Source organism: Afipia dichlorophenoxyacetatis, from assembly GCF_055386385.1.
The window spans coordinates 2,060,087-2,074,614 of sequence record NZ_AP029250.1 but is presented as its reverse complement, the minus strand read 5'-3'; the positions used below and the strand labels follow the sequence as shown (position 1 = coordinate 2,074,614).

The following is a 14,528-nucleotide window of genomic DNA, read 5'->3' as shown; positions in this document are numbered from 1 at the left end:
GAGCAGCACGGTTTGCGGCAAGGCTGATCTTTGCGGCAATGCTTTTAGCGGCATACGCAACGCCCAGCACCGCAAATGACAGGATGCGCCCCGCCGATTGCATGCTGATCGTGGAGGGTAAGTCCTACATCAGCGGCATCTGTAAATTCGTGCGCTCCGACAAGAAGGGTTCATTCTCGATCTACGGCGACCAGTATTGGGCGACTGTCAACATCGAGGATAGCAACGCTAAGGCCGCTTGGAACGAAGAGCCTTATGCCACGCACGCTCAAGCCTGGCTTGGCGATGTCCACCGCGTGGGCGGATGCTGGGAAGGCCCAAAGGTCCGCATATGTGCGCTGGCCCTTGACCCGGCCCGCCGCGATACGATCCTCGCCAGCTGGCCGAAGGGGCTGCACATCTCCCCAGAATACGTAGATTATCTTTGTGTCTCCGCTCGCGACTATCGCTTTGAGCCGCGAGCAGCGCTGGTCATGGACCGATGCGAAGGTTTTTGTGGGTGCGCCAACGGGTATTCCAGCTCTCCGGAGACAAGATTTCATTTGAGGGCAAACCGGGGCTTTGCGTCGACGCGAGATCGTCAATCAGCGAGAAAGAGCTGAGGCTCGTTGTCGACGATTGCGCACACGTTGCCGTTCGATGGACTTACGACAAGGATCGGAAAACGATCCGTTCGAGCGACAATCTATGTTGGGACACCGGCCACTCTGACAGGAAGCCCGATGACCGGGAATCCGATGACAGGCCATCGCCCATGATCGCGCGCCCGTGCGATCAGGACCCTGAGAAGAATGTCAGATTTGAATTCAGCGTCGATTGAGAAAGAGAGCGGCGAGAGGGGATCTTCAGCAGGCCCGTTGTTGTCACCAACGCATCGGCCGAGATGCCGAGCTCTGATTAAGCTTGCAGGGTGTGCTTCGCTCGCCGAGGTGTTCATTATTTTCGCACCCTTTCCGTTCTGGATCATCAGTCCGTCGCTCGCGCCTGTTCTCGATGCGGTTGGATTTGGACAAAGCCAAGCACGCATGATCTGGCTCGTGGATCAGAAATGGTGGTTCTACGAGTCGCGCGGTCTCATCGCGATGCTCGCTGTCCATCTTCAGTCCTGGGGCATGCTGCTCTGGATCACGGCGGCGACCATTGCACTTCGGCTTGCCACGTCGCCGATCGTGCTATTCGACCCGTTCTTTGGGCGCCTAGCGGAGCATCGGCATAAGAAGCCGTCGAGCCTGCTGATCGGCTGGCTGCTGTTAGGTCCGGGCGGCATATGGTGCGCGCTGAATTGGGAGACCACCCACACGCCGAAGCTGCTGTTTCTTCAGTATCACGCCCCCCTCTACTATTTCTGGCTGGGGGTGTTCCTGCTCAACGTCGCTGTTGTTGTCATCATTGAGGGACCGCTGATGCTTGCCACCATCTGGTTTCAGAGAAGAAGGAAGGCGGGAGATGTGACGGTGAAACATGGCCCCTCCTCGTCCTGAAATCATCAAAGAAAGAACGGCAGGACACATGCAAAGGCTGCGGATACTTGCCGCGCTTGTGATGACATGCACCGTGTGCAGCATCGCATCCGCGGAGCGAGCAACCGAAGAGGCGCTCACGCTCTGCCGTTCCATGCTGGTGTCCGAAAAGCATGCCGTCGTACCGAACTGGTCGACAACGCCGTTGCCGCAGGACCTGCAAAAGACCGCCCGCGCTCCTTTGGGAGACAGCACTGTCAGCGGCTGGGTTATCCATCGCAATCCGAACCGGTCCCGGACGGTTGTTATTCGTGCGTCCGATCCCGAAACAGAAGAGACATCATTTGCCGTTCTGACTGGCGACAAGGATCTCACACTGAAAAATACGATTTTTGCGTTCGAGTTTGCCTTCTCGAGGATAGACCACGACGGCGTCGCCGGACTTTTCTTTTGCAGCAGGATAGGCCCATCCAAGGAATGGGTCTGGAACGGGGCCGACTGGCAGGTGGCGAGGTAACGGCCGCATGTGTACTTACTCAGAAAGGCCCGCGTAATGTTGCGCGATCCCTATCGGCCCAATCGGGTTGCGCCCGGCACGCTCTTCAAGATCATTGTCCTAGTCGCGTCGTGTGTGGGCGTTGCGATCTGGTGCGCGCGGGGCATTTACATTGCGCTGACCACGGGCTGGTTTTACAGCGGTCGCCTCGGCTCCGGTCACTGGTATCAGTATTCGGACCATCAGGTTTACTTTGTTCTCAACCTGATCGGTATGACCCTGGTGTTCGTCCTGTGTGCTGGGGTCTCGGTGCTTATCGCCATCGGCTTATATCGCTCCATACGGACGCGCAGATACGACGACCTCAACCGATCTTATGAAGGCGCTTTTCGAAGAGTAAAACGTGTCGGGGTGGTTCAACTCGTTGCCTTCTCCGCGATGGCTCTGATCATAGGGGCCATTCATGAGTTCGGCGGCGATCTGTCGCGTTGGGAGTGGTACTGGATCGCCGGCGCCCTCGTCGCGCTCGCCATCATCGTGCAGCTCTGCTGGAATTCGCGAAGACGGCGATGATGCGAGACATCAGCGCAATTCTCAACACGACTTACCAGGCACTATTGCTACTTTCAGTGCCTGTGATCGTCGTCTGCGGTTTCTCCGTCAACCATAAGATATGGCAAGCCTACAGGTTGGTCCGCGATCACGCACCACAACTCGGCTTCCAATGGTTTGCCTTCCAGTTCCAACTCCCCCGCTTCTCGCGTTCGATGGCTCGGTACGTTGACCTCTCCGCATCGTTGTCGCTCGAAACAAACGCCCGTCTCGACCGCATTCGGAAGGACATGAATGCCTGGATCATCGGATGCATTTGTTGGATCGCGTTCGTCTTTTTATTTGGCGCTCTATCGGCCTATGTGAGGAGACACCTCTTATGAGCAAAGAACTTGCTCTCAGCTTTTCACTCTGCTCGCGGCCCTCATGGCGAGCCGTGCCGCGGAGGATTGGATGCGCCGCCAATCTCCCGGGCTGTATCGTCACCGCAGCATCCTGCTAGCCTCGCCCTGGGCATTATGATGATCGCGGCGGACCTGCTCATCTATCCGCCGTCCAAAATCCGCGAGGACATGGTGCACTCGGGCCACGTCATGCCGCTGCCGAAATCAAACTAGGATCGCTCCCGCGATCGATGACGTCACGCCCCTCTTGCGCTCGCGCCGGGAGTCCCAAGAAGCTCGTCCAGTTGCTCGAACGCCTCGCTAAACCCACTTGTACTCCCCGAAGCGATAGCAGCGTCGAGCGCTTCCTTCGAGGGATGGACGTCGTGCATGACGACCAGTGTCTTGCCGCCTTTGTCTTCGAAGGTCACCGTGGTCACGGCCCCACCTTCGCCGTCTTCGTCATTCGTCCAGACGAGGCGCGCGTGCGGGATCACTTCGATGTACCGGCCGAAAAATTCCATCGGCCGCTCTGAGGAAGAGTGGCCAAACACAAAACGATACGTGCCGCCTGTCCGAACATCGAGCTCACAGGACAGGAACGATATTCCAAATGACTTCGGCGCCCACCACCGCATGAGCAGCTCGGGCGTGGTCCACGCCTCGAACACGAGGCTCGCGGGGCCGTTGAAGGTTCGCGTCACAACCAGTTCGCGGTCGGACTTCCGTTCTACTGTCGTGTGATTCGTCATGGGGCTGCCCTCACTCTCTTTTCCTGCGTCCATCGGACTTCTCTTTCCGTTTCAGGTCCTCGATAACCTCGTCCAAAGCATCGAAGCGTGCACTCCAGAGCTGGCGGTATCTCTCGATCCATGCCGCCTCTCCTTCCAGTCCGCGCCGGCCGAGCTTGCAGGTCCGCACACGCCCGACCTTCTCGGTGGTGACCAGCCCCGCCTGCTCCAACACGCCGACGTGCTTCTTCATGCCCGTGAGGGTCATGTGGAACTTATCGGCAAGATCCGTGATCGACGCCTCTCCACGTCCGAGCTGCTCCAGAACACCCCGTCGGGTGGCGTCCGAAAGCGCGGCGAATGAGGCGTCGAGATGGGCTTTTGAATACTGAACCATGTGGTTCAGTATGTAACCTATGAATGAGCCGCGTGCAAGAGGAGACCGAGCGATCGTCAACGAAAACGCCAATGGCGGCGCAAGCCGCATCCCCCGTCGCGACAGTCCGTTCACGCCGCGTGAACCTTCGCTATAGCTTCACCGACAAAGGCAACAGCATCACGCGGCTTTCGGCCTTTTCGCGACGGATCTCATCATGACAAAAGCAGCTCATCTCACAGCACAACTGATCTTCGGCGCAGCGCTTTTAACGACATCGTTGGGTGTGACACGCGCCATGTCCGCCCCGGCATCCGCCGCAGAGGCAGGTCCTGCGAATTGCACGCTGACCGTGAGCGGCAAGTCCTACATCAACGAGATGTGCGAGTTTCAGCCCGACGGCAAGAACGGCTCGTTCTCGATTTACGGCGAGCGGCATTGGGCAATGGTCAGTATCGAGCACGGCAAGGCCGAGGCTTCCTGGAACGGGGTGGGTGATCCCCAAAACGCCGATGGCACGCTGGGGACTGTCCACCGCGCCGGCGGATGCTGGGAAAACGCGAAAGCGCGCATCTGCGTGCAGCCCATCGAACAGGCGCGCCGCGATGCGATCCTCGCCGCCCGGCCCAAGGGGCTGATGCTCTCACCAGACCTCATGGAAAACCTCTGCGCCTCCGCCCCCGGCTATAAGTTCGAGCCCGGCGCGGCGCTGGTGATGGAGCGATGCGACCAGTTTTTAGGACTTCGTCAGCGCGTCTTCAAACGCACAGGGGACAATATCTCGTTCGAGGGCAAGCCGGGACTCTGCGTCGACGCAAGGCCGTCGGCAGATGGAAAGGAGACGCAGCTCGTTCTCGATGACTGCGCCCACGTTGCCATCAGGTGGTCATATGACAAGACAATGAACGTAATCCGCTCTGGCAACAATCTGTGCTGGGACGTACGTTTCTCCGACGACAAAAAGGATGGCGACACCCCCTCGCCGATGATCGCACGCCCCTGCGAAAACGACGCGGAGAAGAATGGCCGCTTCGCCTTCCGCGACGGTTTGGGCGATGGAGACTGACGCCAAGCGCGGGCGAACCATCGCCCAGCATAAACCTCTTTCCCTCCTTCGGCGGATATCCATCATGACGAAAGCAATGCAGCGCGCGGCACAACTGATCTTTGCGGCTCTCACAATCGCCTGCACCATATCGGGCAGCGCGTCCGCCGCCACCCGCCCCGCCGATTGCACGCTGATCGTGGATGGCAAATCCTACATCAGCGGTGTCTGCGAGTTCGCCCACACCGACAGTGACGGCTCATTCTCGATTTACAGCGACCAATACTTTGCGATGGTCAACGTCGAGAACGGCAAGGGTGAAGCGGCCTGGAACGGGGTGCCTTATGCCACCCGTGCGCAGGCCGTGCTGGGGGACGTCCACCGCAATGGCGGATGCTGGGAAGGCGAGAAAGTTCGCGTCTGCGCGGTGTCCATCGATAAAGCCCGCCATGACGCGGCCGTGGCCAGCCGGCCCAAGGGGCTGTACATCTCTCCGGAACAGGCCGATGACCTCTGTGCCTCCGCCCCCGATTATCGGTTCGAGCCGGGCGCGGCGCTGGTGATGGATCGCTGCGATCATTTCTTAGGCCTGCACCAGCAGGTGTTCCACCTCGCCTCCAACGACAAGATCTCATTCGATGGCAAACCGGGGCTTTGCATCGACGCGAGAGCTTCAGAGGGCGCGAAGGAGCCACGGCTCGTTCTCGACGATTGCGCGCACGTGACCGTGCGGTGGACTTACGACCGTGAGAACAAGATCGTCCACTCCAGCAACAATCTGTGCTGGGACGTGCTCTATCCTGACGACAAACAGCGTGAGGGCAGGAAAGCGGGTGACTGGTCATCGCCGATGATCGCGCGCGCGTGCGCGAAGGACGCAGAGAAGAACACCCACTTCAATTTCGGCCACAACTAACCCGGAACACCGTCCATCTTGGGAACGTCTTCCAGATGCGCGTCCCACTCAGCCCGACTCGCGCAACAGATGTGCGAGTCCGGCCGGATGTCGACCGCGCTATCGAGGCTTCCGGCGGGCACGATCAGGAGGCCATCCTGCACCTGATCTCTCGGCAGCGCAGAGCCACATTCACTGCAAAAACATTTCTGATGCCGGGTGCCGGGAATGCGGTAGGTCTTGACGCGGTCCTGCCCCGACAGCCAGGTGATCGTTGCCGTCGAGGAAAACAGATTGGCCCCATGGGCCGATCCCGTATCCTTGCGGCACCGCGAACAATGGCAAAGGAAGAAGCGCTCAAACGCGCCGGAAATCTGAAATCTCACAGCGCCACACTGACAAGCGCCACTCGCCGTTTCAGTCATCAACACACCCATGTTCGGTTGAATGGGACCGCGACAACCGTTGCACCCCGCAGGACCTACGCCGCAGGACCGACGGGGTACCCACTTCGCGGATCTCGCGCGTGCCCACGCCGCTCAGGCGTGGCCCGGCTTGTGGCCTGCGGCGGCGGAGACCGGAGTCTGAACGTCCTTCAAGAGATTGTTCAGCAGCTCGCGCAGCGCGACCAGATTGTCGAGCGAGGTGACAATGCGCGCGCGCACCACGCTCTCCAGCACCAGCTTGCCTTCATCGACCATCGGCCCCACCTGCGGCCGCGGATGGGTGAACAGCAGCGTGGCATAAGGCCCGCCGACCTGGATGTTGAACTTGCCCAGGCAAATCGTCTCCGGGACGTTGTCAGGGTCGGTCGTCGGCAAATTCGTGAGTTCGACCATTGGGATACTCCGGAGATTCGGTTCAATTGCCTTGCGCTGTAACAGAATTCGCACCGTTCCGCTATCGAACCTCCGGCTGACCCGTCACGACAAAAAGGATGGATGGAGACAACCATGACAATAACGACATTGCGCGCGGCCGGGGGCGCTGCGAGGGCTGTTCTCGCCGCAACGATACTGGCGATCGCAGCACCTGCGATTGGCGCAGAAGGCATTCCCGCGGAGACGCTCTCTCCGGCGAACCAGGCCAGCATTCTCGTGCCGACATATCTCGACTGCGGCGAATATTACACGTTTGTGTCCGCCTGCGTGGCTGACCAGAAGTCGTACCTCGCCATCGGCGACGCGCTGTGGAAGCGCGGCAAGGACATCGCCAAGGCAGGCGGCATCACGCAAGAGGCGATGCGGGACCGCGTCTTTTCCTTAAGAGACGAGTGGATCAAGGACACCGGCTACAACTGCGCCAAGATGGAAAACATCCACAAGCAGTACAAAGGCTTTTGCGAGGGGATCTATCAAGGCCTGCAGAGCGACGGCAAATAGCCCACCCAGCGCAACGGATCTCCACCAGCATCGAGACGATCATGCAGCGGTTGAAAGAATTTGTCCTGGTCTGCCTTGTTGCGCCGGTGTTCGCGGCCGTGGTGCTGCTATGGGAGACATTCTTCGAGGCGATGCTGTTCGCAAGCGTCATCGGCTCGCTGCTGCTGGCGCTGGTGCCCATTCACGTGCTGGGCTATGCCGTGCTCTACAGCCGCGATAATACGTCCGAGGCCAGCGGCAAGTTCACCGCGGCCTGCAAATATATGAATTACTCCGGCGAGACCGTTCACACCACATGGTTCGATTTTTCCAGCTCGCGTGACCATTTCTCCTGCCCGCCCCTCGCCAAGGCACACACGTAACAAGGCACCCACATCATCCGCCGCGACGAAGACCGCATGAAACCACCCGGCCCCGCGCCTCACCACATTGGACGCGCGCGGACCCTGCTTCGCCTCTTGCGCGATGTCCCGCTCAGCGCGCTCGCGGTCGCCACGCTGCTGGCTGCGGTCTGGCTGCCGTTTCAACTGCGCGGCTATGAGTTGCTTCGCAGACGCGTCGATACCGACGGCACGGGGCTGGCGCGGAGCTCCGACTTCAGGGTGGCCTGTCATTATCACAGCTTCACCGGCCGCGAGACATTCGTGCGCGTCTATCCCACCGCCGTCCCGCGCGATGCCTATGCCTGCCCGCGGCTGCGCAAGCGCGGCGACGAGCCGTCTGTGCTGGTGTTCGACGAATAGTGCGGCACGGGGCAATCAAAAAAGTTGCCCGATAACAATGTCGGCGGGGCCTTCACCTTATTTTTGATGAATTTTGATTGTCTCGGTCTCCGATACTTTGCAGGCATTTGGAGCGGACATGAAGCGCCTCGCCGCCATTTTATTGTTCTCGATTTCATCCTTTTCACCGTCCGTCGCGCAAGAAAACTGCGACTGCAGCAGATACGTCTCCGACTGTACGGCTGAGGCTCACCTCGACGAGGAGAGCGCGACGGTCGAGCTGAAGACGGACGCCAAGATATGCGCGAAAGTCGACTTCATGATCGACGTGACGGGCTATACGGCTGTCTTCAGTGGCGGCGCCACCACCGGGCCGGTGATCCTCTTCCGGGGGCGCCCTCTTGCCGCCGGCGTCCGCGCCTGCCACGTCTGCGTCAATACCGACAAAGCCGCGAAAGGCCCGACGGACGACGCCGCCGCACCCAAGACCCTGGCGGAATACCTGCAGGGCTCCTGGTATTACGGCCAGAACGAGGTGACCGCGATGTACACGTTCGGCGCCGACGCGAGCGGATCGTCGAAACACATCAACCCACTTTTCCCCGGCGAAGGGCGGATTACGTGCAGCGGCGAACCGTCGAAATTTTCATGTGGCGACGCAGTCGAGGTCACGACGGACGACGGCCAGCACCTGACCTGGAACATGGGCAGGGAAGGATCGCGCATCGACTACGACACGTTCACCTTCGGAAACGGCGTGATCTTCACGCGAAGATAAACATCGCAAATCGCGCGACGATACTTGACCCGTCGCACACCGCAGGTGCCGAAGAGACTGCGCGTCCTCCGTGATATCCTTCCGCACTCACGCCACCGTTCATGCTAACTCTCGGCCTTGTTGCGATGCGCCGCCTGCTTCGCGCGATTGCCGCAACTCGCCATGCTGCACCACCGCCGTGTCCGCCCTCTCGTGCGATCAACGAACATCATCGTGCATGTGGGCCCTTCGCAGTTTTTGACGTCCGTAAAGTCATTCTCGCTCACGAATTCGGCTAAAGCCTCCGCAATCGGCAACAACAAAGACTCCGGCGACCGCCAGCGACGCATCCTCTGGACACTCAGATGAGCGTGGTCTTCATGATCCTGCACATCAACGCGACTGTACGACTCGTCCCGCTCCAGGAGGCGGTTGAGTGGCGCCAACTCCATCAAGGCGTCCGCTTGCAGCGAGCGGCCTTTGCGACGGGCGACAAAATCCCTGAACCATTCCCGAAGCTGTCTCGCTTGATCCGCGACTTTGTCCAACTCCCCTCGCAGGGCTTGGTTTCGAATCTCGTCAAGAGCTTCGGCCGGCACGAGGCCCACCTCCCCGAGCCACCGCAGCAAACCCTCACCGCTGTCGATCCAATCGGTTCGCTTGGTAACCGAGTTGAGGAAATCCAGCCCGAGCGCATCAGCGATCAAGATCGCGGGCGGGTGTTGTTCAACCATGACGTCATCCTTGCGGCGGACTTATATAACCTGTTTATAGCTATATAAAAGGTTATCAACAAGAGCCGTTACGCCTCGCTCGCCGTCTTGATCGGTTACCGCAATTCGCAGGCTTGCGGAGCGGGCAACTCGGGCGCCGGGCCGCCTCGCCATCAATCTCACATCAGTTGATGCATAAAACGCTTATATAATAGCCATTTATATCGAATGACCACTCGGCAGACTGTCGCTCCGTTTCCCCGCCCTCACCAATGCCGATACCTCCAGAACCAGCCGTTCGTAACCACAAAAACGCGATTGACAAGTTACGCGCCCTTCTTGTAACCATCATTATAGCATCAAACAGGTTACGATGCGAATGCATGATCATCCAAGAGGAGACCGAGTATGTCCAAGACAGTCCTGATCACCGGCGCCAGCAGCGGCTTTGGCCGTGACACAGCCGAAACGCTCGCTCGTGCGGGGCACACCGTGTACGCCTCGATGCGCAGCGTGCAGGGTAAAAATCGCGCGGCCGCCGAAGCCCTGCAAAAGCTCGGCATCAAGGTCGTGGAGCTGGACGTCAACGACGGCGCGTCGGTCGAAGCCAGCGTGAAGAAAGTGCTCGCTGAAGCCGGAAAGATCGACGTGCTCGTCAACAACGCGGGCATCGCGTCAGCCGGTGTGACCGAGGCTTTCACCGCCGATCAGGCAAAGGCCATCTTCGACACCAACGTCATCGGTCTGCTGCGCGTGACCAATGCCGTTCTCCCCTCCATGCGCCAAAAGCGCGATGGCCTGATCATCAACATCGGATCGATCCTCGGCCGCGTGACCTTCCCGTTCTTCGGCATCTACGGCGCGAGCAAGATGGCGGTCGAGGCCCTCACCGACAGTCTGCGGCTGGAAGTCTCTCAATTTGGCGTAGAGGTCGTGGAGGTGCAGCCGAGCGCCTATCCGACCAACATGTACGCCAGCATTCAGACACCCGCGCTTGCCGATGTCGCGTTGTCATACGGCGAAGTGGGCCAGATTCCTGGCGCGATGTTCAAGACTTTCATGTCGATGTTCGAAGGCGCAAACGCTCCCAAACCGCACGACATCGCCGAGGCGGTGACCAAGCTGGTCGGTCAGCCGAAGGGTAGCCGCGTCGCGCGCACTGTCGTTGGTGCGGCATTCGGTGCCGACAAGATCAACGGCGACGTCGCGCCAGTGCAGGCAAGTGTGGTCGAAGGTCTTGGCCTCGGCCATCTCGCGAAGCTCGCCTGATCGATCGGTCGGTGGGCGGAGAGCCGCCCACCGCCTCAACCAACAATGCGGAGATCGTCATCATGACTTCCCCAGTGGAGATCGTTCGGCGCTTCTACGACGCTCTCGGACGTGCCGACGTCTCGGGCGTGCTCGCGACCCTGAGCGACAACGTCGAATGGACGGAAGCCGAGCGCTTTCCCTATTACACTGGCACCTGGCACGGACCGCAGGCGGTTCTCGATAATCTTCTGGTGCGCGTCGCCAATGACTGGGATGGCTTTGCGGCCACGCCCTTTGATTTCATTGCGGATGGCGATCGCGTTGTGGCGCTCGGGATCTATACCGGGACGTACAAGAAAACCGGCCGCGCGATTTCAGTGCCTTATGCACACGTCTGGACGGTGAGCGGCGACAAGCTCTTGAAGTTCGTTCAATACACCGACACCGCGAAGGTTCTCGAAGCCCTCTAATCGAATTGTCTGTCACGAGATCAGCGTCGCGAGATCAGAGCGACGATGGTCTCTCACACGTGGCGGGCATCAGCTCTCAACCACTCAAAGATGGACATGACTGTGCTTTATCGCGGAATGGATCGCGCTGCACTCGATGCAGCCTACAACAACGTAAAAGCTGTCTCCGACTTCCAAACGATTTTTGCGGACTTCAAATTGCGCGGCGCGCAACTTTACGACACCACGCCATGTGAGCGGGACCAGCCCTACGGCGATCAACCCCGTCAGCGGTTCGACTTGTTTCGTGCGCGCGCAACTCATGCACCGACGGTGGTCTATATCCATGGTGGATACTGGCAGACGCTGACCAAAGAGGACTTCGCCTTCGTCGCCAAGGGACCGCTTGAGCGCGGGTATAATGTCGTTCTTGCGGAGTACACCCTCGCACCGCAGGCTTCGATGACACAGATTGTCGAAGAGATTGGCCGGCTGCTGGATCATCTCGCGGCCAACCGGGACGCGCTGAAAATCGGACACGGTCCTGTCTGTCTCGTGGGGCATTCAGCGGGCGGCCACCTCAGCCTCGTTCATCGTTCGCATCCTCTGCTCGCTCACACCATGGCCATCAGTCCGCTGGTTGATCTCGAACCCATTGGTCTCTCGTGGTTGAATGAGAAATTGAACCTCAGCCCGAGCGAGATCGACCTGTACAGCCCGCTGCGGCACCTCAGTCAAGGCACGCCGATGACGATCGCGGTGGGCGCGGCTGAGCTGCCGGAGCTGATACGCCATGCAAGCGAATATGCTGCTGCGGCGGCCAGGTCAGGTGAACACGTCGGGTACGTCGCAACCGAAAGCCGCAATCACTTTACGGTGCTGGAAGATTTAGCCAACGTGTCAGGCACGCTGATGAACTCGCTGGCGCGTGCCTTGGCGCCGTGACCTTTGCTTAGACGAGAGGTGTGGGTGTCGGGTGACGATGAGAAATTCTCACTGGCACCAGACGCCCCGGACCTCTCGCTCCGCCAGGCTAATGGAGAAAATGGCGCATTCCGCTGTGAAGCAAGACGATAGCATGCTCGTCCGCTGCGGCCGTAACGTCGGCATCGCGAAGCGAGCCTCCGGTCTGCATGATATGCGTGACGTTGCTGCGAGTCGCACGGTCGATATTGTCCCGGAACGGAATGAAAGCGTCCGACGCTAAACAGAGCGACTGCCCTCTGCGAAGCCAGGTTTCGCGCTCCACCGCAGTCAAAGGGTGGAAACCGGACGGCAGCCTGTCGATGAGCATTTGGCGCTCAACAGCACTCAGTTCTTCAAACCGGAGGAGCATGTCCATCAAGTTCATTTTTTCGATGCGGCCAACCTCAGGCGCGAACGAAAGACTAGACACCTTAGGATGTGTTAGAAGACGGTAGGTGTCTGCCTTCTCGCATGCCAAGCGGGTCGCTGAAATGCGGGATTGCTGGCCAGCACCAATGCCGATCGTTTGTCCGTCCTTTGCGATCACGACCGCGTTTGACTGGGTATGCTTGGCGACAATCATTGCCAGAAGCAGGTCGTCCCGGTTTCCATCCGTCAGCACCCTGTTCTGAGACACCACCTTCGCGGCGTAAGGATCGGGAACGTCGCCAATATCAGCGTCCTGCGTCATCGTCAGGCCGAACTCTGTGCGGCTCTCGACCTTGCCGGGTTCAAAGCTCGGATCAATCGCCAAAACGAGATAGCGCCCCTCCCGCTTTCTGCGGAGGATTGCCAGAGCTTCCGGCGTGTAACCGGGTGCAATCACGCCGTCCGAAGCAACGCCCTTGAGCACCTCGGCGGTTTCGATGTCCACCTCTTCGCTCAGCGCGACGAAGTCCCCATAAGACGAAATCCGATCGCCATGGCGGGCCCGCAGATATGCCGTCGCTAACGGCGACAACGTCAAATTGCCGAGAAAATGAGTTGCCATAAAATCGTCGGGCAAGTCACCGCCGCCCAAGCCGACACCGGCCGGATTCACGTGCTTGAAAGATGCCGCGGCGGGGCGATTGAAGCGTTGGCTGAGTTCGCGCACCAGCTTCCACCCACGCAGGGCGTCGAGGATGTTGATGTATCCCGGATTGCCGGACAGCACGTCGAGAGGCGACGGCTCATTGGGCGAGATGACGTGCGCGCCCGACTGATGCGGGTTAAGGCCGTAGCGAAGGGCACGACGTGAATTGGGATCAAGTGAACTGGGATCGGGTGTATTGGGATCATTTGCCATGATTGGCTGGGCTCCATCAAATTGGATGAGCCGAGATCAATGTCTCGGCGGCCCAGGCGATCGGCTCTCAAAAATCTGCGCTTCCCGATGGTAACCCATCTTGCTTCGCCAGTTACGCAGAGAAGCAAAGTAGCAGACTGGCAGGATGGCTTCAACAATAGCCGCTGATGGGAGTGCACAAAAATGCTGAATTTATTGGTTCACGCCCACGTCGAAACTTAGCGTTTTCAATTTCGATCTTGGCAACGCGATCGCGTGATCAGCGCGCCTTCAACACCCCACCAAGAAACGCGATCGCCTTCGCCTGCCGCGCAATCGCGGCGGCATCCGCATGCCCTGCGCCGCGCACGGACTCGAACTGATGCGGCACACCGAGTTCAATCAGCACGTGGTCTAAATACGCCGCACCATCATGCAGGTTGAACTCGTCGGCATCACCGCAATCGAAATAGATGCGCTGGCCGAACTGCCTGATCTGCGCGTGATGAGCTCGCGCAATGCCGTAGACGGTGTTGGACTTGTAAGTCGCCTCATCCGTGCCCATGGCGATGTTCAGATCGTTGAGGATCGCAGGCCGGTTGCGCTCGGGCACGCTCGATGGCGTCTCGCCCGGAAAGATCACCGGACAAAGTGCCGCCACAGCACGATATTTATCGGGATGCCGGAATGCCAGCTTCAGCGCGCCGTAGCCGCCCATGGAAAAACCGATGACAACGCGCGTATCGCTTAGGCTGAACTGCTCAGCAAGCCACGCAGGAAACTCTGTTCCCACCAGCGTCTCCCAGTTCTTGCCCGGACCACCGTCGATGTAGAAGCCGCCGAGCGTCGGCGTCGAGGCACAGGCGATGACCGCGCGCGGGAGAATTCCGTTCGACCATGCGAGATCATAGGCATCCTTCGCCGCTTCCAGCGATGCCGACGACGACATGGCGCCGTGCAGATGCAGAATCAACGGCAACCGTTCGCCCTCGCCCCGATCCGCTGGTGCCAGAACCCGATAGTCCACTGGCGTACCGGTGGACTTGGCGTCAAACGACGCGGCGATCAGTTGGCTCTTCATGT

Annotated in this window: 21 protein-coding genes and 1 riboswitch; of the genes, 14 read left to right on the top strand and 7 right to left on the bottom strand. The window is 59.5% G+C overall.

Going from position 1 to position 14,528, the window contains the following annotated elements:
* Window positions 1-83: 83 nt before the first annotated feature.
* From ACZ5C3_RS09650 to ACZ5C3_RS09630, 5 genes are all read left to right on the top strand, one after another.
* Window positions 84-602, top strand: a complete 519-nt coding sequence (locus ACZ5C3_RS09650; protein ID WP_464044677.1) for a hypothetical protein — start codon at window positions 84-86, stop codon at window positions 600-602.
* Window positions 603-791: 189 nt separating this feature from the next.
* Entirely contained in the window at window positions 792-1,481 is a 690-nt protein-coding gene (locus tag ACZ5C3_RS09645; RefSeq protein WP_464044676.1) for a hypothetical protein, read from the top strand.
* Between the two features lie 133 nt (window positions 1,482-1,614).
* Window positions 1,615-1,977 carry a hypothetical protein gene (locus ACZ5C3_RS09640; RefSeq protein ID WP_464037209.1) on the top strand — a complete coding sequence of 121 codons (363 nt, stop codon included), beginning with the start codon at window positions 1,615-1,617 and terminating at the stop codon, window positions 1,975-1,977.
* Window positions 1,978-2,013: 36 nt separating this feature from the next.
* On the top strand, window positions 2,014-2,529 hold the full coding sequence (locus tag ACZ5C3_RS09635) for a hypothetical protein (protein WP_464037207.1): 516 nt from the start codon (window positions 2,014-2,016) through the stop codon (window positions 2,527-2,529).
* Entirely contained in the window at window positions 2,526-2,891 is a 366-nt protein-coding gene (locus tag ACZ5C3_RS09630; protein ID WP_464044675.1) for a hypothetical protein, read from the top strand. The genes ACZ5C3_RS09635 and ACZ5C3_RS09630 overlap by 4 nt, the downstream gene beginning before the upstream one ends.
* A gap of 257 nt (window positions 2,892-3,148) precedes the next feature.
* On the opposite strand, the gene ACZ5C3_RS09625 is transcribed toward ACZ5C3_RS09630, so the two are convergent.
* A complete protein-coding gene (locus ACZ5C3_RS09625; protein WP_464037206.1) occupies window positions 3,149-3,643 on the bottom strand; it encodes an SRPBCC family protein in 495 nt (164 codons plus the stop codon).
* 10 nt (window positions 3,644-3,653) lie between these two features.
* Window positions 3,654-4,019 carry an ArsR/SmtB family transcription factor gene (locus tag ACZ5C3_RS09620; RefSeq protein WP_464037204.1) on the bottom strand — a complete coding sequence of 122 codons (366 nt, stop codon included), beginning with the start codon at window positions 4,017-4,019 and terminating at the stop codon, window positions 3,654-3,656.
* A 196-nt stretch (window positions 4,020-4,215) separates the two neighbouring features.
* Between ACZ5C3_RS09620 and ACZ5C3_RS09615 the strand changes: the two genes are divergently transcribed.
* Together ACZ5C3_RS09615 and ACZ5C3_RS09610 are read left to right on the top strand one after the other, a co-directional pair.
* The gene (locus tag ACZ5C3_RS09615) at window positions 4,216-5,064 is read left to right on the top strand and encodes an RICIN domain-containing protein (protein WP_464037202.1); all 849 of its coding nucleotides are present in this window, start codon (window positions 4,216-4,218) and stop codon (window positions 5,062-5,064) included.
* Window positions 5,065-5,128: 64 nt separating this feature from the next.
* Window positions 5,129-5,959 carry a ricin-type beta-trefoil lectin domain protein gene (locus tag ACZ5C3_RS09610; protein ID WP_464037201.1) on the top strand — a complete coding sequence of 277 codons (831 nt, stop codon included), beginning with the start codon at window positions 5,129-5,131 and terminating at the stop codon, window positions 5,957-5,959.
* Here the strand turns inward: ACZ5C3_RS09610 and ACZ5C3_RS09605 are convergent.
* Together ACZ5C3_RS09605 and ACZ5C3_RS09600 are read right to left on the bottom strand one after the other, a co-directional pair.
* Complete coding sequence (locus ACZ5C3_RS09605; protein ID WP_464037199.1) at window positions 5,956-6,363, bottom strand: GFA family protein; 408 nt, start codon at window positions 6,361-6,363, stop codon at window positions 5,956-5,958. The two genes, ACZ5C3_RS09610 and ACZ5C3_RS09605, sit on opposite strands and share 4 nt — an antisense overlap.
* A gap of 114 nt (window positions 6,364-6,477) precedes the next feature.
* Entirely contained in the window at window positions 6,478-6,777 is a 300-nt protein-coding gene (locus ACZ5C3_RS09600; RefSeq protein WP_464037197.1) for a hypothetical protein, read from the bottom strand.
* A gap of 114 nt (window positions 6,778-6,891) precedes the next feature.
* Here ACZ5C3_RS09600 and ACZ5C3_RS09595 point away from each other — a divergent pair, with 114 nt between their 5' ends.
* The 4 genes from ACZ5C3_RS09595 (at window position 6,892) to ACZ5C3_RS09580 (ending at window position 8,820) form a co-directional block, all read left to right on the top strand.
* Window positions 6,892-7,320, top strand: coding sequence for a hypothetical protein (locus tag ACZ5C3_RS09595; RefSeq protein ID WP_464037195.1), 429 nt, complete (start codon window positions 6,892-6,894; stop codon window positions 7,318-7,320).
* A 41-nt stretch (window positions 7,321-7,361) separates the two neighbouring features.
* Window positions 7,362-7,682, top strand: a complete 321-nt coding sequence (locus tag ACZ5C3_RS09590) for a hypothetical protein (RefSeq protein WP_464037194.1) — start codon at window positions 7,362-7,364, stop codon at window positions 7,680-7,682.
* 36 nt (window positions 7,683-7,718) lie between these two features.
* Window positions 7,719-8,063 (top strand): hypothetical protein, encoded by a 345-nt coding sequence (locus tag ACZ5C3_RS09585; protein ID WP_464037193.1) that lies wholly within the window; start codon window positions 7,719-7,721, stop codon window positions 8,061-8,063.
* A gap of 118 nt (window positions 8,064-8,181) precedes the next feature.
* Window positions 8,182-8,820 carry a hypothetical protein gene (locus ACZ5C3_RS09580; protein ID WP_464037191.1) on the top strand — a complete coding sequence of 213 codons (639 nt, stop codon included), beginning with the start codon at window positions 8,182-8,184 and terminating at the stop codon, window positions 8,818-8,820.
* Between the two features lie 104 nt (window positions 8,821-8,924).
* Here ACZ5C3_RS09580 and ACZ5C3_RS09575 read toward each other — a convergent pair whose 3' ends face one another.
* A complete protein-coding gene (locus ACZ5C3_RS09575; protein ID WP_464037190.1) occupies window positions 8,925-9,533 on the bottom strand; it encodes a CGNR zinc finger domain-containing protein in 609 nt (202 codons plus the stop codon).
* Between the two features lie 387 nt (window positions 9,534-9,920).
* Here ACZ5C3_RS09575 and ACZ5C3_RS09570 point away from each other — a divergent pair, with 387 nt between their 5' ends.
* The 3 genes from ACZ5C3_RS09570 to ACZ5C3_RS09560 all read left to right on the top strand — a co-directional run bounded on the left by ACZ5C3_RS09570 (window position 9,921) and on the right by ACZ5C3_RS09560 (window position 12,157).
* Window positions 9,921-10,781: an SDR family oxidoreductase gene (locus ACZ5C3_RS09570; RefSeq protein WP_464037188.1), complete on the top strand. Its 861-nt coding sequence runs from the start codon at window positions 9,921-9,923 to the stop codon at window positions 10,779-10,781.
* A gap of 62 nt (window positions 10,782-10,843) precedes the next feature.
* A complete protein-coding gene (locus tag ACZ5C3_RS09565; RefSeq protein ID WP_464037186.1) occupies window positions 10,844-11,233 on the top strand; it encodes a nuclear transport factor 2 family protein in 390 nt (129 codons plus the stop codon).
* Between the two features lie 96 nt (window positions 11,234-11,329).
* Window positions 11,330-12,157 (top strand): alpha/beta hydrolase, encoded by an 828-nt coding sequence (locus ACZ5C3_RS09560; protein WP_464037185.1) that lies wholly within the window; start codon window positions 11,330-11,332, stop codon window positions 12,155-12,157.
* 88 nt (window positions 12,158-12,245) lie between these two features.
* On the opposite strand, the gene ACZ5C3_RS09555 is transcribed toward ACZ5C3_RS09560, so the two are convergent.
* The gene (locus tag ACZ5C3_RS09555) at window positions 12,246-13,466 is read right to left on the bottom strand and encodes a phosphoribosylaminoimidazolecarboxamide formyltransferase (RefSeq protein ID WP_464037183.1); all 1,221 of its coding nucleotides are present in this window, start codon (window positions 13,464-13,466) and stop codon (window positions 12,246-12,248) included.
* Window positions 13,467-13,509: 43 nt separating this feature from the next.
* A riboswitch (ZMP/ZTP riboswitch) is annotated at window positions 13,510-13,592 on the bottom strand.
* A gap of 133 nt (window positions 13,593-13,725) precedes the next feature.
* Window positions 13,726-14,526 (bottom strand): alpha/beta hydrolase, encoded by an 801-nt coding sequence (locus tag ACZ5C3_RS09550; protein ID WP_464044674.1) that lies wholly within the window; start codon window positions 14,524-14,526, stop codon window positions 13,726-13,728.
* Between the last annotated feature and the right edge of the window lie 2 nt (window positions 14,527-14,528).

Excerpts from the sequence above, each read along its gene's own strand:
- ACZ5C3_RS09650 (WP_464044677.1), top strand. The coding sequence starts at position 84 with ATGCGCCCCGCCGATTGCATGCTGATCGTGGAGGGTAAGTCCTACATC.
- ACZ5C3_RS09645 (WP_464044676.1), top strand. The coding sequence starts at position 792 with ATGTCAGATTTGAATTCAGCGTCGATTGAGAAAGAGAGCGGCGAGAGG.
- ACZ5C3_RS09640 (WP_464037209.1), top strand. The coding sequence starts at position 1,615 with ATGCTGGTGTCCGAAAAGCATGCCGTCGTACCGAACTGGTCGACAACG.
- ACZ5C3_RS09635 (WP_464037207.1), top strand. The coding sequence starts at position 2,014 with ATGTTGCGCGATCCCTATCGGCCCAATCGGGTTGCGCCCGGCACGCTC.
- ACZ5C3_RS09630 (WP_464044675.1), top strand. The coding sequence starts at position 2,526 with ATGATGCGAGACATCAGCGCAATTCTCAACACGACTTACCAGGCACTA.
- ACZ5C3_RS09625 (WP_464037206.1), bottom strand. The coding sequence starts at position 3,643 with ATGACGAATCACACGACAGTAGAACGGAAGTCCGACCGCGAACTGGTT.
- ACZ5C3_RS09620 (WP_464037204.1), bottom strand. The coding sequence starts at position 4,019 with ATGGTTCAGTATTCAAAAGCCCATCTCGACGCCTCATTCGCCGCGCTT.
- ACZ5C3_RS09615 (WP_464037202.1), top strand. The coding sequence starts at position 4,216 with ATGACAAAAGCAGCTCATCTCACAGCACAACTGATCTTCGGCGCAGCG.
- ACZ5C3_RS09610 (WP_464037201.1), top strand. The coding sequence starts at position 5,129 with ATGACGAAAGCAATGCAGCGCGCGGCACAACTGATCTTTGCGGCTCTC.
- ACZ5C3_RS09605 (WP_464037199.1), bottom strand. The coding sequence starts at position 6,363 with ATGACTGAAACGGCGAGTGGCGCTTGTCAGTGTGGCGCTGTGAGATTT.
- ACZ5C3_RS09600 (WP_464037197.1), bottom strand. The coding sequence starts at position 6,777 with ATGGTCGAACTCACGAATTTGCCGACGACCGACCCTGACAACGTCCCG.
- ACZ5C3_RS09595 (WP_464037195.1), top strand. The coding sequence starts at position 6,892 with ATGACAATAACGACATTGCGCGCGGCCGGGGGCGCTGCGAGGGCTGTT.
- ACZ5C3_RS09590 (WP_464037194.1), top strand. The coding sequence starts at position 7,362 with ATGCAGCGGTTGAAAGAATTTGTCCTGGTCTGCCTTGTTGCGCCGGTG.
- ACZ5C3_RS09585 (WP_464037193.1), top strand. The coding sequence starts at position 7,719 with ATGAAACCACCCGGCCCCGCGCCTCACCACATTGGACGCGCGCGGACC.
- ACZ5C3_RS09580 (WP_464037191.1), top strand. The coding sequence starts at position 8,182 with ATGAAGCGCCTCGCCGCCATTTTATTGTTCTCGATTTCATCCTTTTCA.
- ACZ5C3_RS09575 (WP_464037190.1), bottom strand. The coding sequence starts at position 9,533 with ATGGTTGAACAACACCCGCCCGCGATCTTGATCGCTGATGCGCTCGGG.
- ACZ5C3_RS09570 (WP_464037188.1), top strand. The coding sequence starts at position 9,921 with ATGTCCAAGACAGTCCTGATCACCGGCGCCAGCAGCGGCTTTGGCCGT.
- ACZ5C3_RS09565 (WP_464037186.1), top strand. The coding sequence starts at position 10,844 with ATGACTTCCCCAGTGGAGATCGTTCGGCGCTTCTACGACGCTCTCGGA.
- ACZ5C3_RS09560 (WP_464037185.1), top strand. The coding sequence starts at position 11,330 with ATGACTGTGCTTTATCGCGGAATGGATCGCGCTGCACTCGATGCAGCC.
- ACZ5C3_RS09555 (WP_464037183.1), bottom strand. The coding sequence starts at position 13,466 with ATGGCAAATGATCCCAATACACCCGATCCCAGTTCACTTGATCCCAAT.
- ACZ5C3_RS09550 (WP_464044674.1), bottom strand. The coding sequence starts at position 14,526 with ATGAAGAGCCAACTGATCGCCGCGTCGTTTGACGCCAAGTCCACCGGT.